The organism is Parageobacillus sp. NEAU-HV-2 (genome assembly GCF_059115485.1).
This window is the reverse complement of the sequence record NZ_JBXUJJ010000001.1, coordinates 509659-533108: the sequence shown is the minus strand read 5'-3', so window position 1 is coordinate 533108 and position 23450 is coordinate 509659. Positions and strand designations below refer to the sequence as shown.

The 23450-nt window shown below is 48.7% G+C and carries 24 protein-coding genes; 1 reads left to right on the top strand and 23 read right to left on the bottom strand.

The window, feature by feature from the left end:
• Window positions 1-28: 28 nt before the first annotated feature.
• From rnc to AC1WMD_RS02850, 11 genes are all read right to left on the bottom strand, one after another.
• Window positions 29-769 (bottom strand): ribonuclease III, encoded by a 741-nt coding sequence (gene rnc / locus AC1WMD_RS02900; RefSeq protein WP_043904086.1) that lies wholly within the window; start codon window positions 767-769, stop codon window positions 29-31.
• Window positions 770-900: 131 nt separating this feature from the next.
• Window positions 901-1134, bottom strand: coding sequence for an acyl carrier protein (locus tag AC1WMD_RS02895; RefSeq protein ID WP_003251806.1), 234 nt, complete (start codon window positions 1132-1134; stop codon window positions 901-903).
• A gap of 58 nt (window positions 1135-1192) precedes the next feature.
• Entirely contained in the window at window positions 1193-1933 is a 741-nt protein-coding gene (fabG, locus tag AC1WMD_RS02890) for a 3-oxoacyl-[acyl-carrier-protein] reductase (RefSeq protein WP_494255908.1), read from the bottom strand.
• Window positions 1934-1937: 4 nt separating this feature from the next.
• Window positions 1938-2879 carry an ACP S-malonyltransferase gene (gene fabD / locus AC1WMD_RS02885; RefSeq protein ID WP_494255907.1) on the bottom strand — a complete coding sequence of 314 codons (942 nt, stop codon included), beginning with the start codon at window positions 2877-2879 and terminating at the stop codon, window positions 1938-1940.
• Window positions 2880-2894: 15 nt separating this feature from the next.
• Window positions 2895-3884, bottom strand: a complete 990-nt coding sequence (gene plsX, locus AC1WMD_RS02880) for a phosphate acyltransferase PlsX (protein ID WP_043904083.1) — start codon at window positions 3882-3884, stop codon at window positions 2895-2897.
• On the bottom strand, window positions 3868-4464 hold the full coding sequence (gene fapR / locus AC1WMD_RS02875) for a transcription factor FapR (protein ID WP_043904082.1): 597 nt from the start codon (window positions 4462-4464) through the stop codon (window positions 3868-3870). Before fapR ends, plsX begins: the two co-directional genes overlap by 17 nt.
• A gap of 120 nt (window positions 4465-4584) precedes the next feature.
• On the bottom strand, window positions 4585-6633 hold the full coding sequence (gene recG / locus AC1WMD_RS02870) for an ATP-dependent DNA helicase RecG (protein WP_494255906.1): 2049 nt from the start codon (window positions 6631-6633) through the stop codon (window positions 4585-4587).
• A gap of 2 nt (window positions 6634-6635) precedes the next feature.
• A complete protein-coding gene (gene sdaAA, locus AC1WMD_RS02865; RefSeq protein ID WP_043904080.1) occupies window positions 6636-7514 on the bottom strand; it encodes an L-serine ammonia-lyase, iron-sulfur-dependent, subunit alpha in 879 nt (292 codons plus the stop codon).
• 31 nt (window positions 7515-7545) lie between these two features.
• Window positions 7546-8208 (bottom strand): L-serine ammonia-lyase, iron-sulfur-dependent subunit beta, encoded by a 663-nt coding sequence (sdaAB, locus tag AC1WMD_RS02860; protein WP_494255905.1) that lies wholly within the window; start codon window positions 8206-8208, stop codon window positions 7546-7548.
• 64 nt (window positions 8209-8272) lie between these two features.
• Window positions 8273-9949 carry a fatty acid kinase ATP-binding subunit FakA gene (fakA, locus tag AC1WMD_RS02855; RefSeq protein ID WP_494255904.1) on the bottom strand — a complete coding sequence of 559 codons (1677 nt, stop codon included), beginning with the start codon at window positions 9947-9949 and terminating at the stop codon, window positions 8273-8275.
• A 17-nt stretch (window positions 9950-9966) separates the two neighbouring features.
• Window positions 9967-10329 (bottom strand): Asp23/Gls24 family envelope stress response protein, encoded by a 363-nt coding sequence (locus AC1WMD_RS02850; protein ID WP_017437126.1) that lies wholly within the window; start codon window positions 10327-10329, stop codon window positions 9967-9969.
• 238 nt (window positions 10330-10567) lie between these two features.
• Here AC1WMD_RS02850 and rpmB point away from each other — a divergent pair, with 238 nt between their 5' ends.
• The gene (gene rpmB, locus AC1WMD_RS02845) at window positions 10568-10753 is read left to right on the top strand and encodes a 50S ribosomal protein L28 (protein WP_043904077.1); all 186 of its coding nucleotides are present in this window, start codon (window positions 10568-10570) and stop codon (window positions 10751-10753) included.
• Window positions 10754-10798: 45 nt separating this feature from the next.
• Here the strand turns inward: rpmB and spoVM are convergent, their stop codons facing one another.
• From spoVM to coaBC, 12 genes are all read right to left on the bottom strand, one after another.
• Window positions 10799-10879 carry a stage V sporulation protein SpoVM gene (gene spoVM, locus AC1WMD_RS02840; protein ID WP_043904076.1) on the bottom strand — a complete coding sequence of 27 codons (81 nt, stop codon included), beginning with the start codon at window positions 10877-10879 and terminating at the stop codon, window positions 10799-10801.
• Between the two features lie 81 nt (window positions 10880-10960).
• Window positions 10961-11611, bottom strand: coding sequence for a thiamine diphosphokinase (locus AC1WMD_RS02835; RefSeq protein WP_043904075.1), 651 nt, complete (start codon window positions 11609-11611; stop codon window positions 10961-10963).
• Window positions 11612-11658: 47 nt separating this feature from the next.
• Window positions 11659-12321: a ribulose-phosphate 3-epimerase gene (gene rpe / locus AC1WMD_RS02830; protein WP_494255903.1), complete on the bottom strand. Its 663-nt coding sequence runs from the start codon at window positions 12319-12321 to the stop codon at window positions 11659-11661.
• Window positions 12318-13205 (bottom strand): ribosome small subunit-dependent GTPase A, encoded by an 888-nt coding sequence (gene rsgA, locus AC1WMD_RS02825; protein ID WP_494255902.1) that lies wholly within the window; start codon window positions 13203-13205, stop codon window positions 12318-12320. Before rsgA ends, rpe begins: the two co-directional genes overlap by 4 nt.
• A gap of 4 nt (window positions 13206-13209) precedes the next feature.
• Window positions 13210-15159 carry a Stk1 family PASTA domain-containing Ser/Thr kinase gene (gene pknB / locus AC1WMD_RS02820; protein WP_043904072.1) on the bottom strand — a complete coding sequence of 650 codons (1950 nt, stop codon included), beginning with the start codon at window positions 15157-15159 and terminating at the stop codon, window positions 13210-13212.
• Between the two features lie 5 nt (window positions 15160-15164).
• On the bottom strand, window positions 15165-15914 hold the full coding sequence (locus tag AC1WMD_RS02815) for a Stp1/IreP family PP2C-type Ser/Thr phosphatase (protein ID WP_043904071.1): 750 nt from the start codon (window positions 15912-15914) through the stop codon (window positions 15165-15167).
• 4 nt (window positions 15915-15918) lie between these two features.
• Entirely contained in the window at window positions 15919-17013 is a 1095-nt protein-coding gene (gene rlmN / locus AC1WMD_RS02810; RefSeq protein WP_043904070.1) for a dual-specificity RNA methyltransferase RlmN, read from the bottom strand.
• 5 nt (window positions 17014-17018) lie between these two features.
• Window positions 17019-18362 (bottom strand): 16S rRNA (cytosine(967)-C(5))-methyltransferase RsmB, encoded by a 1344-nt coding sequence (gene rsmB / locus AC1WMD_RS02805; protein WP_043904069.1) that lies wholly within the window; start codon window positions 18360-18362, stop codon window positions 17019-17021.
• Window positions 18340-19308 carry a methionyl-tRNA formyltransferase gene (fmt, locus tag AC1WMD_RS02800; protein ID WP_494255901.1) on the bottom strand — a complete coding sequence of 323 codons (969 nt, stop codon included), beginning with the start codon at window positions 19306-19308 and terminating at the stop codon, window positions 18340-18342. The genes rsmB and fmt overlap by 23 nt, the downstream gene beginning before the upstream one ends.
• 10 nt (window positions 19309-19318) lie before the next feature.
• Entirely contained in the window at window positions 19319-19792 is a 474-nt protein-coding gene (def, locus tag AC1WMD_RS02795) for a peptide deformylase (protein WP_494255900.1), read from the bottom strand.
• A gap of 15 nt (window positions 19793-19807) precedes the next feature.
• Window positions 19808-22222 carry a primosomal protein N' gene (gene priA, locus AC1WMD_RS02790; protein ID WP_494255899.1) on the bottom strand — a complete coding sequence of 805 codons (2415 nt, stop codon included), beginning with the start codon at window positions 22220-22222 and terminating at the stop codon, window positions 19808-19810.
• Entirely contained in the window at window positions 22219-23424 is a 1206-nt protein-coding gene (gene coaBC, locus AC1WMD_RS02785; RefSeq protein WP_043904065.1) for a bifunctional phosphopantothenoylcysteine decarboxylase/phosphopantothenate--cysteine ligase CoaBC, read from the bottom strand. Before coaBC ends, priA begins: the two co-directional genes overlap by 4 nt.
• Between the last annotated feature and the right edge of the window lie 26 nt (window positions 23425-23450).

Genomic DNA, 23450 nt, shown 5'->3' with positions numbered 1-23450 from the left:
AGGGCTGACTATTGTAAGAGCCAACCCTTTATTGCTTCTCTGGTGTTCTTAATGTTTCGAGCGCCATCTGCGCCGCATGCTGCTCGGCCTCTTTTTTCGACTTGCCAACGCCGATGCCAAGCTCCTTTCCGTTTAGCGAAACGCGCGAAACAAATTCTTTATTATGCGCTGGACCTTTTTCCTCTAAAATCGTATATTCCAGCACACCGATGCCATCGCGCTGCACAAGCTCCTGCAATTGGCTTTTAAAATCCATCACATGAGAAAAAGCACCTTCATCAATTTTCGGGAAAATCGTTTGTCCCAAAAATTGGACGACCGCATCCATTCCTTGGTCTAAATAGAGCGCGCCGATAAACGCCTCGAATACATCTGCCAACAGCGCCGGTCTCGTCCGTCCGCCTGTCAGTTCTTCTCCTTTTCCTAGCAAAACGAGCTCGCCGAACGACAAAGCGTTGGCAAACTTGACAAGCGAAGGCTCACAAACAATCGCGGCCCGCAATTTCGTTAGTTCCCCTTCGCTCATATGCGGAAACTTTTTAAACAAATATTGCGAAACGGTAAGCTCAAGCACCGCATCGCCCAAAAATTCGAGCCGTTCGTTGTCTGCCTGCGGCCGTCTCCGATGCTCATTCACATACGATGAATGAGTAAAAGCCTGAATGAGAAGCTTTTCATTCGTAAAAAAAATCCCGATTTTTTCCTGCAACTCTTTAAATTTCGCTCTCCTTTTTTCATGGGTTCGCTCTTTATCTTTTGGTTTTGACATATAGAAAGCCCTCCGACTTCATTCGACGAAAAAATCAATCGTATACTTCTTTATTATATCCGCTCATCCGTGCGTTACACAGATAAAAAAGCAGAGAAAGCCCCGTCTAGGCAACGGGACTTTTCTAGATATTACATGTGGCTTTTTATGTAGTTCACAGCGTCTCCTACTGTGACAATTTTTTCCGCCTCTTCATCGGAAATTTCCATATTAAATTCATCTTCTAATTCCATTACGAGTTCAACGATATCTAGGGAGTCAGCGCCAAGATCATCTTTGAAAGATGCATCCAGCGTTACTTGCGATTCTTCGACACCTAGACGGTCTACGATGATTTTTGTTACGCGTTCTAATACGTCTGCCATTTGATTCACCTCCCTTCATGATTATAGTAGATTCAGCTAGAAAATACTAGCTTGAAATTTACATTACCATTCCGCCGTCGACACGGAGCGTTTGTCCGGTCATGTAGCTGGCTGCATCCGATACGAGAAAGGCAACGACTTTGGCGATGTCTTCCGGCTCGCCGAAGCGAGCGAGCGGAATTTGTTTTAACATTTCCGCTTTTAATTCGTCGCTAAGACTGTCGGTCATGTCCGTCGTGATGAACCCTGGGGCGACGGCATTAACCGTAATGTTGCGGCTGGCGAGTTCCCGTGCCGCCGTTTTCGTCAATCCGATGACCCCTGCTTTAGCGGCGACATAGTTTGCTTGTCCCGGATTGCCGCTAATGCCGACGATGGAGGCGATGTTGACGATGCGGCCATAGCGCTGTTTCATCATCGGCCGTGTCACCGCCTTTATACAATGAAATACCCCTTTTAAGTTCGTATTAATCACCTGATCCCATTCTTCCTCTTTCATGCGCATCAATAAATTATCGCGGGTAATGCCGGCATTGTTCACTAAAATATCGATGCGGCTAAACTGCTCTAGCACCGTTTTTACCATGCGCTCGACAGCTTCGGCGCTGGAAACGTCCGCTTGGATCGCCACCGCCTCTTGGCCCATCTTTTTGATTTCTTCGACCACTTCATTCGCTTTTGCTTCGCTGCCGGCGTAATTGACGGCTACTTTTGCCCCTTGGCGGGCAAGTTCGAGCGCAATCGCCCGACCGATGCCGCGCGACGCTCCCGTGACAAGCGCTACTTTTCCTTGCAACATTCTTTTATTCTCCTTTCACTGCCGCAACGGTTGATTTCAGTGTTTCTAGATCATTGACGGCATGCACGCGCACGTTGCGGTCAATTTTTTTCACTAGCCCGGATAGCACTTTCCCTGGACCGATTTCAATAAACGTATCCACTCCTAGAGCGATCATCGTTTGCACCGATTCTTCCCAACGTACCGGGGAATATAACTGCTCGATTAGTAAGCGCGAAATCTCTTCTTTTTTCACAACCGGCTCCGCAGTCACATTGGCGATAACCGGAATTTTCGCATCGCCAATAGTAATGCCGTTTAGCACTTCTTGCAATTTGCCAGCTGCCGGTTTCATTAAAGACGAATGAAACGGCCCGCTTACCTCAAGCGGAATCACCCGTTTGGCGCCGCGTTCTTTCGCCAGCTGACCGGCTTTTTCCACGCCTGCTTTCGACCCGGAGATAACAATCTGGCCCGGGCAGTTTAAATTGGCCAACTGTACTGGGTCTCCTTGCGCTGATACTTCGTTTGTCACCGCTTCAAGCGCCGCGGCGTCCATTCCTAATACGGCCGCCATCGTTCCTTCGCCGGCCGGCACCGCTTCTTCCATAAACTCGCCGCGTTTTCGCACCGCATAGACCGCATCGGCAAACGAAAGCGCACCTGCCGCCACCAGCGCTGTATATTCTCCTAAACTATGGCCGGCAACATAATCGGCTGTAATCCCTGCCTCTTTTACTTTTTCAAGCAGGGCGATGCTTGTCGTCAATAAAGCCGGCTGGGCGTTGTACGTTAACGTCAGCGTTTCCTGCGGGCCTTCGAAAATAAGCGAGGAAAGCGAAAAGCCTAAACGTTCATCGGCGGCTTGAAACAGAGCCCGCGCATTGGCATCGCTTTCGGCAATATCTTTTCCCATGCCTACCGTTTGCGATCCTTGTCCTGGAAAAATAAAAGCGATTTTCCCCATACGTTTTCCCTTCCTTTACGAATGATTTTGTTCAACCGCCGCTTTGATGGTAGCGATGATGTCGTTGGCCACCATTTCCCGCGCCTGGCGCACCGCGTGAAAGATCGCGTTGGCATCGGACGAACCGTGCGCTTTAATCACCGGAGCGCTTAAGCCAAACAACGCCGCTCCGCCATATTCGGAATAATCCATCATCTTTTTTAATTGAACGAGTTTCGGCTTTAACACGGCTGCCGCTAATTTGCTTGATAAACTGCTTGTCATCGCCTGCTTTAACAGTGAAAATACAGACATCGCCGTGCCTTCGATCGTTTTGAGCGCGACGTTGCCGGTAAACCCGTCGGTGACGACGACATCAGCGACACCTTGCAATAAATCGCGCGCTTCGACATTGCCGATAAAATGAAGGTTCGTTTCTTTTAGGAGCTGAAATGCGCGTTTGGCGACATCGTTTCCTTTTTGATCTTCTGTTCCCACATTTAACAAGCCAATGCGCGGCTGGGAGATGCCTCTTACTTTTTGGGCGTATACATGTCCCATTAACGCATACTGCAGCAAATGTTCCGGACGGGCATCGACGTTGGCGCCGACATCTAAAAATAAAAATCCTTCACCGCCGACGGTCGGAAGCGTCGGAGCGAGCGCCGGCCGATCAATTCCGGCGATCCGTCCGACGACAAACAGCCCTGCCGCCATTAATGCGCCCGTATTGCCAGCCGAGATGCAGGCGTCGGCTCGCCCTTCTTTCACTTCTTGCGCCATCAGCACCATCGACGCGTTCTTCTTTCTTCTCACCGCTCGCACCGGTTCATCGGTCGCCTCAATCACTTCATCGGTGTGAATGATCGTAATTCGTTCATCATTCGTAAGGTGCGAGCGAATTTGCGCTTCATCGCCAAACAGCGTAATATGTACATCGGTGAAATGCTGCACCGCTTTTATCGCCCCGAGCACGATTTCTTTTGGAGCGTGGTCTCCTCCCATTGCATCAATTGCGATCTTCATAGCTGTCTCCATCCCTTTTCTCATTGTTGGAACGATACATTTCAAACGTTCCGGAAAAAACAAGCTCCTGCCCGACATAGCTGTTGACTTCGACGATCGTCCGGCCATTCTCCTTTTTCCCGACCACTTTCGCTTTTGCAACTACCCGTTCATTTTCTTTTACTTGTCTCGTAAAGCGGATATTTGCTTTAGCCGTCAAGGCAAGCTCATCGTTGATGACGGCAACGGCAAGCGAGTTGGCCTGGGCAAACAAATGATGGCCGCGGGCAATGCGGTTTCGTCTAAACACATGTTCCGTTTTCACATCAAAAATGGAAATCGCGCTATGATCTGGCTCGATATCAATAATTTCGCCAATCACTTCCTCCAGCGGAAGCGCCCTAACTTTATCTGCCAGCGACTGCTCGGCAACATGCTTGATCCGCTCGCGCAGCTCCGGTATCGATAGCTCGAGCCGGTCCAAACGGATCGTCTGGACGCTGACCGAAAATTTTTCTGCTAATTCTTCATCGGTAATAAACGGATTTTCGCGAATCGTCTCTTGCAAAAGCCGTTGTCTCTCCCGTTTGCTTTTTCTCATCTATGTTTACACCGTCCAGTTTTATGACTAGGTACTAAAAGTAATATATAATATCAAAAAAAAGAATGCAAGCAAAAAAAGCGGCCTGCCGCATAAAAGACAGACCGCTCGCTTTTTCTATTAATCTAATTTTTCGCCGTCCAATACGCCCGACTCTTGCAAATAAAGGCGCAAGCATTGATACGGCTCATCGTGCCAAAACGCTTTCGATTCAATCAGTTTCGCCGCATCGCTGCGGGCGACTTCTAAAATGCGATAATCGTGCACAATATCCCCAAATTGAAACTCCGGCATGCCGCTTTGTTTGGTGCCAAAAAAATCGCCCGGGCCGCGCAGCTCTAAATCTTTTTCCGACAGCACAAATCCGTCTGTCGTTTCCGTCATAATGCGCATGCGCTCTTTTCCGATTTCCGATTTCGGGTCAGCGATTAAAATACAATACGACTGCTCGTCGCCGCGGCCGACCCGGCCTCGCAATTGGTGGAGCTGCGCCAAGCCAAAGCGTTCGGCATCATAAATGACCATCACGGTGGCGTTCGGCACATTGACACCTACTTCTACGACCGTGGTGGAAACTAGCACTTGCACGCGGTTTTCGCTAAACGCCTTCATCACTCCTTCTTTTTCTTCCGCGGAAAGCCGCCCGTGCATCAGTCCGATGTTGTATTTTCCTCTGTAATAATGCGTGAGCATGCTATGGACATCAATCGCATTTTGCACATCTAACTTTTCCGATTCTTCAATCAGCGGACAAATGACATAAGCCTGCCGCCCCTTTTGAATTTCCTTTTCGATAAAATCAAGCACCCGCTCGAACATATGATGTTTGACCCAATACGTCTTCACCTTTTTTCTTCCTGCCGGCATTTCATCAATCACCGACACATCCATTTCGCCAAACGCGGTGATGGCGAGGGTGCGCGGAATCGGAGTGGCCGTCATCATCAATACATCGGGCGATTGTCCTTTTTCGCGCAAAATGCGGCGCTGTTCCACACCAAACCGATGCTGTTCATCGGTAATGACTAAACCAAGTTTCTTAAAATTCACTTCTTCTTGAATAAGCGCATGGGTGCCGATCATAATATCAATGTCGCCGACGGCGAGCTGCTCTAAAATTTCTCTTCGTTTCTTTCCTTTCACCGAACTCGTCAACAGCGCAACCGTGACGTCGGTGGCAGCGAACAACTGCTGCAGCGAGCGGGCGTGCTGTTCCGCCAAAATTTCCGTAGGCACCATCAGCGCCCCTTGGTAGCCGGAAAGAACAGTGGCGTATAAGACGACGGCGGCTACGGCCGTTTTTCCTGAACCGACATCCCCCTGAAGCAGGCGATTCATGCGGTACGGCGAGCGCATATCGGCGAGAATTTCCGCAATGACGCGCCGCTGCGCATTCGTTAGCGAAAATGGCAACTGCCCTATAAAAGCGTCTAGATTCTCTTTGGAAAACGAATGGGCGATTCCTTGCGAATATTCGCGTGCTACTTTGCGCAGCGCATGAATTTTTAATTGAAACAGCAAAAATTCTTCATATACCAACCGCCGTCTCGCCTGTCTTAACTCTTCATGAGAACGCGGGAAGTGGATGGCGCGAACCGCTTCCTGCTTCGAAATGAGCCGGTAGGCGCGCCTTATAGAGAGCGGAAGCGGGTCGACGATCGCCGCGCCGTATTGCGCAAGTGCTAGCTTGATGAAGCGCCGCATTCCTTTCACCGTAAGCGAGCCGCGCACGGAGTAAACCGGCTCTATTTCTTTTGCTTGCGGGAGCGGCCCAAGCCTCACTTCATAAGCGGTAATCGTCTGGCGGTGCTGATCCCACTTGCCAATGACTGTTATCGTATCGCCCATCGCGATTTTTTCTTTTAAATAAGGGCGGTTGAAACAAACGACCGTGATTAAATACCGTCCGGCAAGAAGGCGAAACGCTAGGCGCGATTTTTTTTTCGTATAATACGTAAGAGAAGGCTCGCTATGAACCTTCCCTTCGACTGTTACTTTTTCGTCATGCTGGACCTCTGCCAAATCTTTTCGTTCATAATCTTCATAGCGATATGGAGCATGCATAAGCAGTTGCTCGATCGTCGTAATTCCCATTTCCTCGAGCGCCGCACCCGTCTCTTCGCCAATTCCTTTAATCGCTGTTACAGGCTGTTGCAACTCACGATTCACCGTTATTTCGCGGAAACGCCGAAAATTTTCGCCGCTAAGACGCGGCCCGTCGGCGTTGCTGCTAACCCCCCTTGTGCAGTTTCCTTTAATGCGGTCGGCATCGTTTCGCCGATGCGGTACATCGCTTCAATCACCTCGTCGCACGGAATGCGGCTTTTAATGCCGGCAAGCGCCATATCCGCCGCCACCATCGCATTTGCCGCCCCCATGGCGTTTCGCTTCACACATGGCACTTCCACCAAACCAGCAACAGGGTCACATACTAATCCTAACATATTTTTTAAGGCAATCGCCATCGCTTCTGCCGCCTGGCTTGGCGTTCCGCCGGCCAGTTCAACGAGCGCGGCCGCCGCCATTCCGGCAGCGGAGCCGACTTCCGCCTGACAGCCTCCGGCAGCGCCGGAAATCGAAGCGTTATTGGCCACTACATAGCCGAACGCGCCAGCGGTAAACAAAAATTCGATCATTTCCTCACGCGTCGGTTTTAATTTCTCTTTTACGGCAAAAAGCGTGCCAGGAACGACTCCGGCCGACCCCGCCGTCGGCGTCGCGCAAATCACACCCATCGCCGCGTTCACTTCGTTCGTGGCCATCGCTTTGCTGACGGCATCTAAAATCGTTTCTCCTGATAAAAAGTTTCCTTGGCTAATATATTGCTGCAATAATACTGAACTCCCGCCGGTCAGCCCTGACCGCGAAACGACGCCGGCTAATCCTTTTTCCACCGCCTGCTCCATTACCTGTAAATTTTTATCCATTTGTGCGAAAATGTCCTCACGGCTTCTCCCCGTCACCTCGATTTCTTGGCGAATCATTACTTCGGCAATTTTAATGTTTTGGCTTTCCGCCAATTCCACTAGTTCTGCAACGTTGCGAAACATTCGACGTCCTCCTTTTTTGCAAACGCTTTCGTTAGTCGACAAGCTTTGTTACTTGAATAATATGCGGCAATGTTTCGAGCTCGCTGATCACATGATCGTCCAGCGGTTGGTCAACCTCGATCGTCATCAGCGCCTCTTTTCCTTTTTCTTTCCGCGACACTTCCATATGTCCGATATTAATCGCATATTTTGCCAGCACGTTAGCTACCGCGGCGATCGTTCCGTACCGGTCATTATGCATAATCAAAAGTGCTGGATGATGGCCCGACAATTTCAGTTCGAATCCATTGAGTTCGGTAATTTCAATTTTCCCGCCGCCGATCGAAATTCCGACAAGCTCTAGCTCTCCCCGTTCATCCCCAATCCGCACCCGTGCGGTGTTTGGGTGATTCGGAATCGCATCTTCTTCGTGAAAAACGACTTCCATTCCTTCTTCTTTCGCAATTTCAAGCGAACGCGGAATTCGTTCATCAAATGTATCGAAATCAAGGAGGCCGCCGACAATGGCGACATCCGTCCCATGTCCTTTATACGTTTGCGCAAACGAGCCATAAAACGAAATTTGCGCCCACTTTGGCTTTCTGCCAAATAAACTGCGCGCCACCCGCCCGATGCGCGCCGCTCCCGCTGTATGGGAGCTCGACGGTCCGATCATAACCGGTCCAATAATATCGAAAACGCTTTTATATTTCATGTTTCTCTGCTCCTTCACTTCACAATAAAATAGAAGGGAAACTCCCTTCTACTATTCTAACATATTATTCAACAGAAAAGATAAACGGATATAGCGGCTGTTTTCCGTCATGCACTTCCACTTCAACGTCCGGATACGTTTCCTCAATATAGGAAACGATCGCTTCCACTTCCTCTTCCGTCGCCTCTTCCCCGTAGATCATCGTAACGATTTCACTTTCTTCATCGATTAACGCATCAAGCAATTGCTTCGTTACGGAAAGCTTGTCTTTTTCTGCGATAATAATTTTATTGTCCGCCAACCCCATGTAATCGTCTTTTTCAATTTCTACTCCGTCGATAGTCGTATCGCGCACGGCAAACGTTACTTGCCCTGTTTTCACGCGCGCTAAAGCAGCAGTCATCGCTTTTTCATTTTGCTCTTCGGAAAGCGTCGGATTAAACGCTAGCAGTGCCGCCATGCCTTGCGGAACGGTTTTCGACGGAATGACGACCACTTTTTGGCTGACGACCGTCGCCGCTTGCTCTGCTGTCATAATAATGTTTTTATTATTTGGCAGCACAAATACGACTTCCGCGTTGATGCTTTCAATGGCCTTTACGATCTCCTCCGTGCTCGGGTTCATCGTTTGCCCGCCTTCAATGACGGCGTGAGCGCCGATGCTTTTAAACAACTCGGCAACGCCGGATCCCATTGCGATGGTCACGATTCCGTATTTTTCCGTCCGTTTTGGCTTTTCTGCACCGGAAGCGGTCTGGCGGTCTTCGTTTATAATGTTGGCGTGCTGCTGGCGCATATTTTCAATTTTAATGTTGATTAAGCTGCCGTATTGCTGTCCGTATGTCAATACTTCGCCAGGCTGCTCGGAATGAATGTGAACTTTAACGAGCTCGTCATCTGCTATGACGAGCAATGAATCGCCGAATCGGCTTAAATCTTGACGAAACACATCTTCCGAGAACGGATGTTTCTGCAATTTTTCCGGCTCGAGCCGCACCATAAATTCCGTGCAGTAGCCAAACTCAATTTCATCGGTATGAATATGGCTTTGCGCGCTTTTATGATGTTCCGCTTTCACCAATTCTTCCATCGAAACTTCTGCCGATTTCCGTTCGACCACGTTTTCTCCTTTTAGTTCGCTTAAAAACCCTTCATACACGTAAACAAGGCCTTGACCGCCGCTGTCCACAACGCCTACCTCTTTTAATACCGGCAGCAACTCCGGCGTGCGCCGCAATGATGCTTTCGCTTCCTTCACGACTTCCTCCATGACAACAGCGATATCCCGTTCTTTTTTCGCCACTTCGGCCGCCCGTCTTGCTGCATCTTTCGCCACGGTCAAAATCGTTCCTTCAACCGGCTTCATCACCGCCTTATAAGCGGTATTGACACCTGCTTCAAGCGCCGCAGCGAATTCGACGCTGTTAATTTCCTTTTTCGCTTCCACCGCTTTGGCGAATCCGCGGAACAATTGCGATAAAATGACGCCCGAGTTTCCACGTGCGCCCATCAGCAATCCTTTCGCCAGCGCGCCTGCGACTTTGCCTATATGGTCGGAAAGGTTATTTTTTACTTCCTTCGCACCGGAAGTCATCGACAAGTTCATATTTGTGCCCGTGTCACCGTCTGGAACTGGAAAGACGTTCAGCGCGTCGACGGCCTTTGCATTATTCGATAAATGCGCCGCCCCTTGAAAAACCATTTCGGCAAAACGTCTTCCATCAAGTGTCCTAATTGTCACCAACTAACTCCTCCTTACTACGGATTCGTCACCCGAACCCCTTGAACGTAAATATTGATCGATTGGACAGAAAGGCCCAACGTTTGATCAAGCGTATATTTTACTTTTGTTTGCACATTATGAGCTACCTCTGAAATTTTCGTGCCATAGCTGACAATAATGTACATATCGATATGTACTTCGCCGTTTTCCTCGCGGACGATTACACCCTTGGAAAAGTTTTCTCTCCGCAAAATTTCCGAAATTCCATCTCTAATTTGGTTTTTCGACGCCATTCCAACAATGCCATAGCAATCGACCGCAGCGCCGCCAGCAATCATCGCAATAACATCATTGGATATTTCAATTCGTCCATATTTCGTTTGCAATTCGATGGACATGCTCGTTCCCCCTTTGCAATAGTTCGCATAGCTACCAACATTGTACTATAACGCTTTCCGTTTTAAAAGTTCCCCCATCACCCACTAGTATTATTTAGCCGAAAATAATATTATATGTCAAGGATATTTTCTTGAAAGAGAAAAAGGCATCTATTGCAATCTAACCGTTTGTATGATAAATTATAATAGTGTTTTTAGACGCACAATGGAAAGCAGGACGAGTAAGGAGGGAAAAAGGATGGCAAAATGCTTTGTAACGGGAAAGAAAAAATCTTTCGGCAATTCGCGTTCTCACGCGATGAATGCAAATAAACGCACATGGAAAGCTAACTTGCAAAAAGTTCGTATTTTAGTCGACGGAAAACCGAAACGTGTTTGGGTTTCTGCGCGCGCATTAAAATCAGGAAAAGTACAACGCGTGTAATAAATTCCTTAAAACAAAAAAGCACCAAAGAATGGTGCTTTTTTCTTATCCTTTTTTAAAGGTGTTTAACATGGCGCGTACAATCCCGCCGAGAAATTTTGGCAGTTTAATCGTATAAAATTTCATTCCGATTCCCTCCTCACAGCCGTCGTAACGAACTTTCCCTCATCTCTTTATTAAGTATATTCTGCAAACCGCAAATCGTACCTACAAGCAGCGGTGAAAATCACTGCTTCTTATCATCATTAATATGCCTTCAGAAAAGGAAAAAGTACCGGAAGATTGGATAAGTTCATTACTAATACATAATGTTGAACCACGAAAAATATGACAATTTGTTAGCGGATATTTAAATCCTTTTAGCGTCAGCCCTTTAATATCACGGGAAATCGGAATGTAAGAAACGTAGCGATACCGTTCGTCATAAGAAACGGTGTACGCGCCGGGAAGATGGACGGTCAGCACGTTTTGTCGGTCAATGATTTCAATGTCTCGATCGGCATATTTGATCAGCAATTGCACATTGCCAAATAAATGATCAAGCCTGCCGCCGGTCGCTCCGAAAATCCGGATTTTATCCGCTCCTTGCTCGACCGCCCAGTCAAGGGCAATTTCCATATCGGTTTTATCTTTTTCCGCCGGCCATATGTCCATATCGTTTAATGTTTTTTGCAGCGATACAATTTCTTCCTCGGTCAATGAGTCAAAGTCGCCAAACGCTTTGACGGGACGGATGCCTGCCTCAAGCAGCGTCTTTGTCCCCCGGTCCACCCCCAGCCACCGCACCTGCTTGCCGTCATATTCGGGCAAAGAAGGAAGCTGTTCACTTGGTCCACCGCCGACAATGTGAATCCACATATGTTTCTCCCCCTCCCTCCTTCAACGGAAAGAAAAGCAGAAGGCATTTACCCTTCCGCTTTATGAGGTCCGCGAAGCGCGCGAATCGCCGCGGCGCGGTCTTGTTCATTATAAATGGCCGATCCTGCCACAAGCACGTTTGCCCCCGCTTCTACGCACAGGCTCGCCGTTTCCGCGTTAATCCCGCCGTCTACCTCAATCTCCACCGATAAATTCCGCTCTTTGACATACTGCGCTACTTGGCGAATTTTCGGCAATACGGACGGAATAAACTTCTGCCCGCCAAATCCGGGATTGACGGTCATCAATAACACTAAATCCACATCTTCAATAATATGTTGAATCATTTCCACCGGCGTGTGCGGATTTAACACAACCCCCGCTTTGACTCCATGCTCTTTAATGAGATGGATCGTGCGATGCAAATGCGGGCACGCTTCTACATGAACGGATAAGTAGTCGGCACCTGCTTTGGCAAAAGCAGGGATGTAGCGGTCCGGCTGCTCGATCATTAAATGAACGTCAAGCGGCAAATTCGTAACCGGGCGTATCGCCTCGACAATGAGCGGGCCGATCGTGATATTCGGAACAAAATGGCCGTCCATCACATCAACATGAATATAATCGGCCCCTCCTTGTTCGACATCGCGGATTTCCTCCCCTAAAGAAGCAAAATTCGCAGATAAAATGGATGGTGCAATTTTGATCATCGTTCATACCTCGGCTTTCGTTCTTTCATTTCTTCGATAAAACTCAGATAGTTCTCATACCGGTAAGAAGGGATTTGCCCCGCTTCCACCGCCTCTCTTACGGCGCATTTCGGCTCGGCGACATGCAGGCAGCCGCGAAATTTGCAGCCATCGCTGCGCTCGCGAAACTCTGGAAAATAAAGCGGCAGTTCCTCGATTTCGATGTCATCGAGTTCGAGCGCGCTAAAGCCAGGCGTATCGGCGACGAGGCCGCCGCCAATTTCCAGCAGTTCGACATGGCGGGTCGTATGTTTACCGCGCCCTAAATGTGTGGAAATATCGTTTGTTTTTAATTGCAAATCAGGACGAAGCGCATTTAGCAGCGACGATTTGCCGACGCCGGATTGTCCGGCAACCACGGAAATCCTTCCTTCCAAATAGGAAAGCAGCCGCTCTATTCCTTCCTTGGTGACGGTAGAGGTTTCAATAACGTCATAGCCTATGCGCTGATAGTCACGGATATATTGTTCGATCAGCGGCTTTGCTTTGTCATCCACTAAATCCATTTTATTTACGACGATAATCGGGGCAATTTGCTCTGATTCGACAAGGACGAGAAAGCGATCGAGGAGTTTCGGGCTAAAATCCGGTTCCACGGCGGAAAACACTAAAATCGCCTGCTCGACATTGGCGATCGGCGGACGGACGAGCGAGTTTTTCCGCTCGTGTATTTCCAAAATATATCCTTCGTTCTCGCTCGTCGCCTGAAAGACAACATGATCGCCGACAAGAGGAGTGATTTTCTGTTTGCGAAACACTCCTCTGCCCCGGCATTGAAACACATTTCCTTCTGACAATACGTAATAAAATCCGCTTAATGCCTTAATAATCTTTCCTTCTGCCATAGCCTCACTCCTTTGCGCGATCGTCTGGATATGGAATCGTTCCTTCGTCTTTGACGACATTGTTGACAATGACTCGATAGTATGCCGTTTCCTTATACGGAATTTCAAATTCCACCGTTTCTGTAACCTGCTTCGTTAAACGGTACGTTTTATACGGCGTTGTCATATTATGTTTCGCATCTTGAATATACAACTGTGCTTCCACCACCTGTCCCGCTTCTGCGGGATCATATGGAATAACAATCTCTTTGATCACTGTTTTTGTCGGGAGCGGCTCTTTGCCGCGGGAAATCACGACCGTAATCGTATCCCCTTTCTCGACTTTTTCATTCGCTGCTGGCGTTTGTGAAATCACGAGCCCTTGCGGCACCTCGTCGGAATATTCGTATTTTATCTCCACCTGCAATTGTTGATCGTTCGCGTAGTCACGCACGCTCTTTTCCGTATATCCCGTCAAATCTTTTAACACAATTTGTTCCGGACCGATACTGACAGTAAAAATGACTTCCGTTTCATCAGCCACTACTTTGTCCCCAGCATACGGAAATTGATCGATAATCGTGCCAGATGGTTTATCACTATAACGTTCATTGCGCTTAATGTTCGTAAAACCTTCGTTGCGCAGCTGCTCCTCGGCCGTGTCGATATTTTCGCCGATAAAGTTGCCAAATTCGATTTTCTTTTTGCCGGCGCTTTTATAAATAATCACCCCTGAGCCTTGTTTGACAGTCATGCCCGCTTCCGGTTTCGTACGTACGACCTTTCCCTCTTCTATTTTATCATCCTCGACATCAATCGTATCTTTAATCTCTAACCCTAGCGACGACAACTGCTCGATTGCCTCATCGTAATCTTTGTTAACAACGTTTGGCATCGTCACTTCTTTCGGGAAAATCAAGTCCGGAATCCACGTAACCGCACTCACTCCAGCCGCCGCGAGAAATAAAAAGGCGGCCGTAAGCCAGACAAGCCACTTCCGTTTTGTTTTTGGCTTTTCCGCTTTTGGTTTTTCTTCGTATACGATCGTTTCCTGCTCAAGCCCGGCACTAACAGGGGTGTCTTTTATAATTGGGATCGCTTTCGTCGCTTCCTCATCATCGGCAGGAATGGTGAATTTCTCCTCATTCACCCGTTCCGGATCTAAAGCGGTGCGGATATCTTCATTCATTTCCCGCGCTGAACGGTAGCGATAAAACGGATCTTTCGCCGTCGCTTTTAAAATAATATTCTCGACGCTTTGCGGAATACTAGGATTCCAGGTTTTAGGCGAGGGAGTTTCCGCCTGCAAATGCTTAAGCACAATCGACACGGCGGACTCTCCGGAGAATGGAAGCCGGCCGGTGACGAGCTCAAACATGACAATGCCAAGAGAATAAATGTCCGATTTTTCCGTTGTCACTCCGCCGCGCGCTTGCTCCGGCGACAAATAATGAACGGAGCCAAGCACGGAATTCGTTTGCGTAATGGTTGTCGAACTAAGAGCCACGGCAATACCGAAGTCGGTCACTTTCACATCGCCGTTTTCATCAATCAAAATATTTTGCGGTTTAATATCGCGATGAATGACGCCATTTTCATGAGCATGGGCAATCGCAGAAGTCAATTGCTCCATAATATGAAGCGCTTTTGGAACTGGCAAAGGGGCGTGCTGATGAATATACTGCTTTAATGTGCATCCGCGCACATACTCCATAACAATGTAATAAACATCCTCGTCTTCACCGACATCATAAATGGAAACAATGTTTTCATGATTCAAGCTCGTTGCCGCTTGCGCTTCGCGGCGGAACCGCTTAATAAACTGTTCATCATTGGCAAAATCAAAACGCAATACTTTTACAGCGACATCCCGCTCCAATATCATATCTCTGGCCAAATAGACGTTGGCCATGCCGCCTCCGCCGATTAAGCTAATGATTTTATAGCGATCGTTTAATCGTTTGCCGATGAGCACGCGGATCACCTACTTTCACATTCCAATGAAAAATCGATAATTACCAGCGTAATATTATCTTCTCCTCCCCGTTCATTAGCTAAATCAATTAGCGCCTGTGCTTTATGCTCGAGCGGGTCGTCCGAATTCAAAATATGCAGCATCATTTCCTCGGAAACTTTGTTCGATAAACCGTCCGAACATAACAGCAGCATATCATGCTCATCGATGCTGACCGTTTTCATATCCAGCTTCACTTCTCTTTCCGTGCCAAGCGCGCGCAACAACACATTTTTCCGCGGATGATGCTCCGCATCCTCCTTGGAAATTTGTCCCTTTTTTACCAATTCATTAACCAGTGAATGGTCTTCTGTTATTTGTTGAAACCCGTTTTTATTGAAAAGATAGCAGCGGCTGTCGCCAATATGGCCGACGGTGGCAAACTGATCCGTACAGATCGCGCTGACAATTGTTGTTCCCATTCCTTGACATTCTTCATGCTGCAAGGAATGTTCAAACAAAATGCGGTTGACCGCTGCCACATGATCTTTCAGCCATTGTTCGGCGACTGCGGGCGATGAAATATGTTCGGACTGCTCCCATTGCTGTTTTAAATACGAAATCGTCATTTCGCTTGCAACGTCTCCAGCGAGATGCCCCCCCATTCCATCGGCGACAACCGCTAAATAATGACCATCTTTATTTTGAAAAACACCGCCGCTGTCTTCATTGTGAGCGCGAATTTTACCGATATCGGTTTGAAAAACGGCTCTCATTCTTTCACCTCGTCTCTTCTTTTCTCTCCTTCGCGCGAAGCTGCCCGCATGCTGCATCGATATCATGTCCTTGTTCGCGGCGAATGGTCACATTAATTCCATGTTTTTTTAGCGCCCGTTCAAAGGCAAAAATTTGATCGCGCGGCGTGCGCACATAATTCCGCTCTGGTACGTAATTGACCGGAATCAGGTTGACGTGGCACTTTAATCCTTTAAGCAGCTCCGCGAGCTGCTCGGCGTGTTCGATTTGGTCATTGACCCCGCCAAACAGTCCGTATTCAAACGTAACGCGGCGCCCCGTTTTTTCAATGTAATAGCGGACCGCCTCCATCAGCTTCGGCAGCGGGTACGCCTTGTTGATCGGCATGAGCTTCGTGCGCAGCTCAGTCGTCGGGGCGTGCAATGAAATGGCAAAATTGACTTGCATTCCTTCCTCGGCAAATTGATAAATTTTCGGGATAATTCCGCTCGTCGATACGGTTATATGGCGGGCGCCAATATTCAATCCTTTGGAATGATTAACGATTTTTAAAAACTTGATCAGTTCATCGTAGTTGTCAAATGGCTCGCCGATTCCCATCACGACGATGCTGCTTACCCGCTCGCCGTACTCATCGAGCGCTTTTTGCACTTGGACGACTTGCGCCACAATTTCTCCCGCTTCTAAATGACGCTTCAATCCGCCAAGCGTTGAAGCGCAAAACGTGCAGCCGATGCGACAGCCGACTTGTGTCGTCACACAAATCGAATTTCCGTAATGATGGCGCATGAGCACCGTCTCGATCGAATACCCGTCGTGCAGTTCAAACAAAAACTTGATCGTGCCGTCTTTCGATGTCTGTTTCACAATCGTATTTAACGTCGTGATAGCAAAATGCTCGCTTAATTGTTCGCGTAGCGCTTTTGGCAAGTTCGTCATTTCCGAGAAATCGGTTACCCGTTTTTGGTAGAGCCATTCATATATTTGCGTCGCGCGAAACGGTTTTTCGCCGCGCTCGATGAGCCAATTTTTCAGCTCCTCTAACGTCAACGAATAAACCGATGGCAAATGCGGCGGTGTTTCCTTTTGTTTTCGTACGGTCGTCTTTGTTGTTTCCAATGGAGCTACACCTTCTTTCGTAATGATGCGATAAAAAATCCGTCCGAGCCAAAATAGTGAGGGAGGAGATGCAACTGCCCGTTGCGGACGTATGGCTGCACTTTTTCCGGCAGCCGCTCCGGCATCGTTTCATCGGGCGCAAATTCCGGGTGATCCTTTAAAAATTGGGCGATGACTTCCTCATTTTCCGCTCGGTCAATCGTGCAAGTGCTGTATACAAGCGTTCCGCCTCTTTTTAATAGTGGCGCCGCTGCCCGCAAAATTTCTTGTTGCAGCCTAGCGAGGGAAGGAATATCTTCTTCCGTTTTTGCATATTTAATATCCGGTTTGCGGCGGATGACGCCAAATCCGGAACACGGCGCGTCGACTAAAATTTTATCAAACGATTCTTTTTCAAACCGCTCGCCTAAGCGCCTGCTGTCGAGCACACAGGTAGAAATGTTGGTCAGCTGCAGGCGCTTTGCCTGTTCTTCGATCAGCTTCACCTTATGGTCGTGAATGTCTACCGATATAACTTGACCCGTGTTATCCATTAATTCGGCGATATGGGTCGATTTTCCGCCCGGAGCCGCACAGCTGTCAAGCACGCGCTCCTGTTCTTTCGGACCTAGCGCTCTTGCCACTAGCATCGAGCTTTCATCTTGAATCGTGATGAGTCCTTTGCGAAACGCGGCGGTGTGGGCAAGATTTCCTCTTTCTGAACGAATCGCCTCCACGGCGACTTCGCCGCGCGCGACTTCCATTCCTTCCTGGCGGAGCCGCTCCATCGCTTCCTCCACCGTGATCCGCGTCGTATTCACTCTTGCCGTTTGCTTTGGCGGAAGCAGGTTTGTTTCACACATCCGTTTTGCTTCAGCAAAACCGTATTGCCCGACCCAGCGCTTGACAAGCCAGTACGGATGGCTTGTCGCAACAGCCAGCCGCTTGACTTCATCTTCAATGTTCTCGAGCGGCGGCACACCTTGGCGCTGGATCGAACGCATCACTCCGTTTACAAGCGAAGCCGTTCCTTTATGCCCACGTTTTTTCGCGATTTCCACCGCTTCAAAAATCGCGGCGCGGTCGGGAACGCGGTCTAAATATAATACTTGATAAAGGGTCAAGCGGAGCAGGATGCGGACCCACCGTTCGAGCTTGCGCGCTTTTGCCAAAAAAGGAGTCAAATAATAATCGAGCGTGTCGCGCCGCTGCACCGTCCCATATACGATTTCTGTCAGCAGCCCGACATCTCTTGCAGAAAGATGATGTTCCTCAATGACTTTATTTAGTTGCAAGTTGCTGTACGCTTCTTTTTCTTCGATTGCTAACAGCGTTTCTAACGCAATTTCACGCACGTTTTTCGCTTTCATGTTCCTCTCCTAGCTTCATTCCGATGGTGAGATGATTGCCGGCGCCGCGCAAAAACTGCGCTGCCTCCATCCGCTTTTTGCCGGCCGGCTGCAGCTCTGTAATTTTTATTGCTGTTTCATTGCCGGTCGCCACAACGATTCCGTCATCGGTAATATCGATGATCGTCCCTGGCTCTGCTTTTTTCGGTGCAGGAAGTTTTTCCCCCCACCAAATTTTCCATACCTTTCCCTCTTGCGTCGTATAAGCGACCGGCCATGGGTTTAAGCCGCGGATATGGTTATAAATCTCTTCCCCCGATTTTGCCCAATCGATTTTTTCTTGTTCGCGTTTAATATTGTAGGCAAACGTCGCTTTTTCCTCGTCCTGCTTGACCGGAGTCAGCTTTCCGGCAAGCAGCTGCGGAATTGTCTCTGATAACAGTTTTGCCCCGGCGACGCTTAATTTATCATGCAAGGTGCCGACCGTATCGGTTTCCGTAATCGGTACTTCTACTTGGGTTAAAATATCGCCGGCATCGAGTTTCTCTACCATATACATAATCGTGACGCCTGTTTTTGTTTTCCCCTGCAAAATCGCATAATGAATCGGCGCGCCTCCGCGCAATTCCGGAAGCAAGGAGGCATGGACATTAATGCAGCCGTATTTCGGCGCCTCAAGCAACGCTTTTGGCAAAATTTGTCCAAATGCTGCCGTCACAATTAAATCTGGTTTTAACGCTAGCACTTGTTCATATTGTTCTTTTTCGCGGATTTTTGTCGGCTGCAATACCGGGATTCCATGCTTTTGTGCTTCCACTTTCACCGGCGGCGGCGTCAGCTCCTGCTTTCTTCCTTTCGGTTTGTCAGGCTGGGTGACGACACCGACGACATCGTATCCATTGTCAATGAGTTGTCTTAATATCGGGACGGCAAAGTCCGGGGTTCCCATAAATACCATTCTTGTCATCCTTGATCATCTACCCTTCTATTTCTTCGGGATCATAATAACGGATTACTTTCGAGGTAAATAATATTCCATGCAAATGATCGATCTCGTGCTGGAGCGCACGCGCCAAAAATCCTGTCGCTTCAAGCATAAACGGCCGGCCGCGGCGGTCTTGGGCACGGACTTTGACATAATCGGCCCGTTTCACTTCGCCAAACAGCCCCGGAAAACTTAAGCAGCCTTCCGGACCGATTTGTTCGCCGCGCGCTTCGAGAATAACCGGATTAACGAGTTCAATGCAGCCATGTTCATCGCCGACATCGACGACGGCGATTTGCTTGGCAATGCCGACTTGCGGGGCGGCTAAGCCGACCCCGTCGGCATCTATCATCGTATCATACATATCATTCAACAGCTTAATAAGCTGGCGATCAAACCGTTTTACCGGCTCGCACTCTTTTTCTAAAATGTCCGCTGGATATGTCACAATCGGTAAAATAGCCAATGATATTTCCTCCATTTACATCATCATATATGGATTTGTATCGATCGTGATCGATAAATCGCCTTGCGCAACATCATGCTGATAACGATCAATGATCGTTTTTAACACGCTCGTCATGTTCGCCTCTCGCTTGTATTTTATCATGCATTGGTAGCGATATCTATCATGAAGGCGGGCAATCGGGGAGGCGACGGGACCGAGAATAATCGCTTCCTTCGACAGCTGCGCCCGCAAGTATGCGGCAATTTTTTCCGTAACCGCCGCGGCTTTCGTAATTTCCTGATGCGATACGGTGATTAGCGTCAAATAGTAAAACGGCGGATAACCGTACATCTTGCGGAGCATCATTTCCCGCTGATAAAAAGTGTCATAATCGTGGTTGGCAGCAAGGGCAATGCTATAATGCTCTGGCGTATACGATTGAATCACCACTTCCCCGGGAAGTTCATGGCGTCCGGCACGTCCGCTTACTTGCGTCAGAAGCTGGAACGTTTTTTCCGAAGCGCGGAAATCGGGAAGATGGAGCATCGTATCCGCCGCCAGTACGCCGACAAGCGTCACGTTTGGAAAGTCAAGCCCTTTGGCGATCATTTGCGTGCCGAGCAAAATATCGGCTTTTCCTTCGCCGAATTTCGAAAGCAACTGTTCATGGGCACCTTTTCGGCTTGTCGTATCGACATCCATGCGAATGACACGCGCCTCGGGAAGCAATTTCGTTAATTCTTCTTCCACTTTTTGTGTTCCCGTTCCGAAAAAACGGATATGCTCGCTGCCGCATGATGGGCAGCGGTACATAAGCGGCTCTTCATGCCCGCAATAATGGCATTTCAGCCGCTGTCCAGCACGATGGTATGTCAGCGAAATGTCACAATGCGGACAGCGAATGACATGGCCGCAGTCTCGGCACATGACAAACGTCGAATAGCCGCGCCGGTTTAAAAATAAAACAGACTGCTCCCCTTTATGGAGGCGTTCCTTTAGCTTTTCGAACAACATTCGCGAAAACATGGAGCGATTGCCGCTCCGCAACTCTTCGCGCATGTCGACGATATGAACGTCCGGCATTCCGTTGTTGCTGATTCGTTTCGGCAACGTCAATAGTTCGTATACCCCTTTTTTAGCGCGCGCAAACGTTTCAAGCGAAGGAGTAGCGCTGCCGAGCACGACCGGACAGCCGTGCAGGCGGGCGCGGTAAATCGCGACATCGCGGGCATGATAGCGCGGATTTTCTTCCTGTTTGTAACTCGCTTCATGTTCTTCATCAATAATAATCATGCCCAAGTTTTCAAACGGAGCAAAAATCGCTGAGCGGGCGCCGACGACGAGCTGCACCTCTTTGCGATGAATTTTCCGCCACTCATCATATTTTTCGCCGACAGACAGCCCGCTGTGAAGCACCGCAACTTGCGAGCCAAAACGGCCTTTAAACCGTTCGACCATTTGCGGTGTCAGCGAAATTTCCGGAACGAGAACGATCGCTTCTTTTCCTTGGCGCAATACTTCTTCCATCGCCTGCATATATACTTCCGTTTTCCCGCTCCCCGTCACGCCATACAGCAAAAATACGCTATGCTCGTTGGCGCGCACGCATTTTGCGATCGCAGAAAGCGCCTTTTCTTGCTCGGCGGTAAGCGGCAGCGGCTTCGTTTTCGCAAAGGTGCGATGTTCATACGGGTCGCGGTATACTTCGATTTCTTTTTCGACAACGAGCCCCTTTTCGACTAACGATTTCACCGAAGCATACGAAGCGGATGTCTGTTCGATCAGCTCTTGCATCGGAACCGCCTCGTTTTTAGAAAGAAGGAACGTTAACACTTGCTTTTGTTTCGCCGCCCTTGCAGGCATCGCCTCAATGGCTTGTCTTATTTGGTGCGGCGGCACGGCTAATTGAATATGTTTGACTACTTTTTTTCCCGCTTTCTCTTTGACTTGGTACACCACTTCCAAATATCCTTGCTGAACCGCTTTTTGCACCGTCCGCCATAATTTAACCTGCTCGACTTCCTTCCATGTGACGGCGGAACGGCCGGCAAACAGCGCCTGTATTTCTGGCGGCAAAAACGGCCTGTATTCTTCCCGAACGAGGTGGATTTCCTTCTCGTATTTCGCCTTCATCGCTGCCGGCAGCATCGCCTGATAAGCGGAAATGGCAAAGCAAAGCGTCGTTTCTGTTAAATATTTTCCGAGCTTAAGCAGCTCTTCGTTTAATACCGGCGTCACATCCAAAACGGCCTCAATCGGCTTCAGCCTCTCTACTTCCGAGTGCGATTTAACCTCCACCACAAACCCTTGTAAGCGCCGTGGACCGAACGGAACGGTGACGCGCATGCCCGGCTTGAGAATATCTTCCCATTGTTCCGGGATCATATAATCAAACGGACGATCTGTTTGTCTCGAAGGAACATCAACGATAACAGACGCTATTTTCATCGAATCGCCTCGATATATTGATGAATTTCTTTTAAAATCTCTTCTGCCACTTGTTTTTTGGACATCAGCGGCAAGGAACGAACGGAGCCGTCGCGTTTAAAAATGGTGACAATATTGGTGTCGCTGGCAAACCCCGCTCCTTCTTCTGAAACGTTATTGGCCACGACCATATCGAGCCGCTTGCTTTCTAATTTTTGCCGGGCATATTCCTCGACATGATCCGTTTCCGCGGCAAAGCCGACTAAAATTTGCGACGTTTTTTGTTCACCGAGCGTTTTCAAAATGTCGATCGTTCTTTCCATTTCAATCACATAGTCGCCCGGCTGTTTTTTTATTTTTTTATCAAACACGTGCTTCGGCCGATAGTCAGCCACCGCCGCCGATTTGATAACGATATCCGCCTGCGGAAAGCGTTCCATCACCGCTTCATACATCTCTTGCGCTGATTCGACGCGAACGGTTTTGACATTCGCCGGAGCCTCCAATTCCGTCGGTCCGGAAATAAGCGTCACTTCCGCGCCAAACCGCGCCGCTGCTTCCGCAACCGCATAGCCCATTTTTCCCGTCGAACGATTGGAAAAAAAGCGGACAGGATCGAGCTTTTCTCTTGTCGGGCCGGCTGTCACAAGCACTTTTTTTCCTTTTAAAAACGGATTGGCAGAGGAAAAGTAGTTCTCGATATTTTCAATGATTTTTTCCGGTTCCTCGAGCCTCCCTTTTCCAACATATCCGCACGCTAAATATCCTTCTGACGGTTCAATGAAGCGATAGCCGAAACGGTATAGCGTTTCGATATTCGCTTGCACCGCCGGATGTTCGTACATGTGGACATTCATGGCCGGCGCGATCCATACCGGCGCCTTTGTCGCTAAAAGCGTTGTCGTAATCATGTTGTCGGCAATACCGTTGGCCAATTTTCCAATCGTGTTGGCCGTCGCCGGGGCAACGAGGACAAGATCAGCCCAATCAGCTAAATCAATATGGGCAATCACCGCCGGATTTTTTTCCGCAAATGTATCAACATAAACTTCGTTGCGTGATAGCGCCTGAAATGTGAGCGGAGTGATAAACTGGCAGGCGCCTTCGCTCATCATCACTTTTACATTGGCGCCGCGCTGGGTTAATTGGCTCGTCAACGCGGCCGCTTTGTAAGCGGCAATCCCACCGGTTACACATAATAAAATGTTTTTTCCATGTACCATGTATGAAACACCTCGATTATGCTTTT

What these genes read in the sequence shown, in the direction of transcription:
- rnc (WP_043904086.1), bottom strand. Translation starts at nt 769, where the DNA reads ATGTCAAAACCAAAAGATAAAGAGCGAACCCATGAAAAAAGGAGAGCG.
- AC1WMD_RS02895 (WP_003251806.1), bottom strand. Translation starts at nt 1,134, where the DNA reads ATGGCAGACGTATTAGAACGCGTAACAAAAATCATCGTAGACCGTCTA.
- fabG (WP_494255908.1), bottom strand. Translation starts at nt 1,933, where the DNA reads ATGTTGCAAGGAAAAGTAGCGCTTGTCACGGGAGCGTCGCGCGGCATC.
- fabD (WP_494255907.1), bottom strand. Translation starts at nt 2,879, where the DNA reads ATGGGGAAAATCGCTTTTATTTTTCCAGGACAAGGATCGCAAACGGTA.
- plsX (WP_043904083.1), bottom strand. Translation starts at nt 3,884, where the DNA reads ATGAAGATCGCAATTGATGCAATGGGAGGAGACCACGCTCCAAAAGAA.
- fapR (WP_043904082.1), bottom strand. Translation starts at nt 4,464, where the DNA reads ATGAGAAAAAGCAAACGGGAGAGACAACGGCTTTTGCAAGAGACGATT.
- sdaAA (WP_043904080.1), bottom strand. Translation starts at nt 7,514, where the DNA reads ATGTTTCGCAACGTTGCAGAACTAGTGGAATTGGCGGAAAGCCAAAAC.
- sdaAB (WP_494255905.1), bottom strand. Translation starts at nt 8,208, where the DNA reads ATGAAATATAAAAGCGTTTTCGATATTATTGGACCGGTTATGATCGGA.
- AC1WMD_RS02850 (WP_017437126.1), bottom strand. Translation starts at nt 10,329, where the DNA reads ATGTCCATCGAATTGCAAACGAAATATGGACGAATTGAAATATCCAAT.
- rpmB (WP_043904077.1), top strand. Translation starts at nt 10,568, where the DNA reads ATGGCAAAATGCTTTGTAACGGGAAAGAAAAAATCTTTCGGCAATTCG.
- spoVM (WP_043904076.1), bottom strand. Translation starts at nt 10,879, where the DNA reads ATGAAATTTTATACGATTAAACTGCCAAAATTTCTCGGCGGGATTGTA.
- AC1WMD_RS02835 (WP_043904075.1), bottom strand. Translation starts at nt 11,611, where the DNA reads ATGTGGATTCACATTGTCGGCGGTGGACCAAGTGAACAGCTTCCTTCT.
- rpe (WP_494255903.1), bottom strand. Translation starts at nt 12,321, where the DNA reads ATGATCAAAATTGCACCATCCATTTTATCTGCGAATTTTGCTTCTTTA.
- rsgA (WP_494255902.1), bottom strand. Translation starts at nt 13,205, where the DNA reads ATGGCAGAAGGAAAGATTATTAAGGCATTAAGCGGATTTTATTACGTA.
- AC1WMD_RS02815 (WP_043904071.1), bottom strand. Translation starts at nt 15,914, where the DNA reads ATGAGAGCCGTTTTTCAAACCGATATCGGTAAAATTCGCGCTCACAAT.
- rsmB (WP_043904069.1), bottom strand. Translation starts at nt 18,362, where the DNA reads ATGAAAGCGAAAAACGTGCGTGAAATTGCGTTAGAAACGCTGTTAGCA.
- fmt (WP_494255901.1), bottom strand. Translation starts at nt 19,308, where the DNA reads ATGACAAGAATGGTATTTATGGGAACCCCGGACTTTGCCGTCCCGATA.
- priA (WP_494255899.1), bottom strand. Translation starts at nt 22,222, where the DNA reads ATGAAAATAGCGTCTGTTATCGTTGATGTTCCTTCGAGACAAACAGAT.
- coaBC (WP_043904065.1), bottom strand. Translation starts at nt 23,424, where the DNA reads ATGGTACATGGAAAAAACATTTTATTATGTGTAACCGGTGGGATTGCC.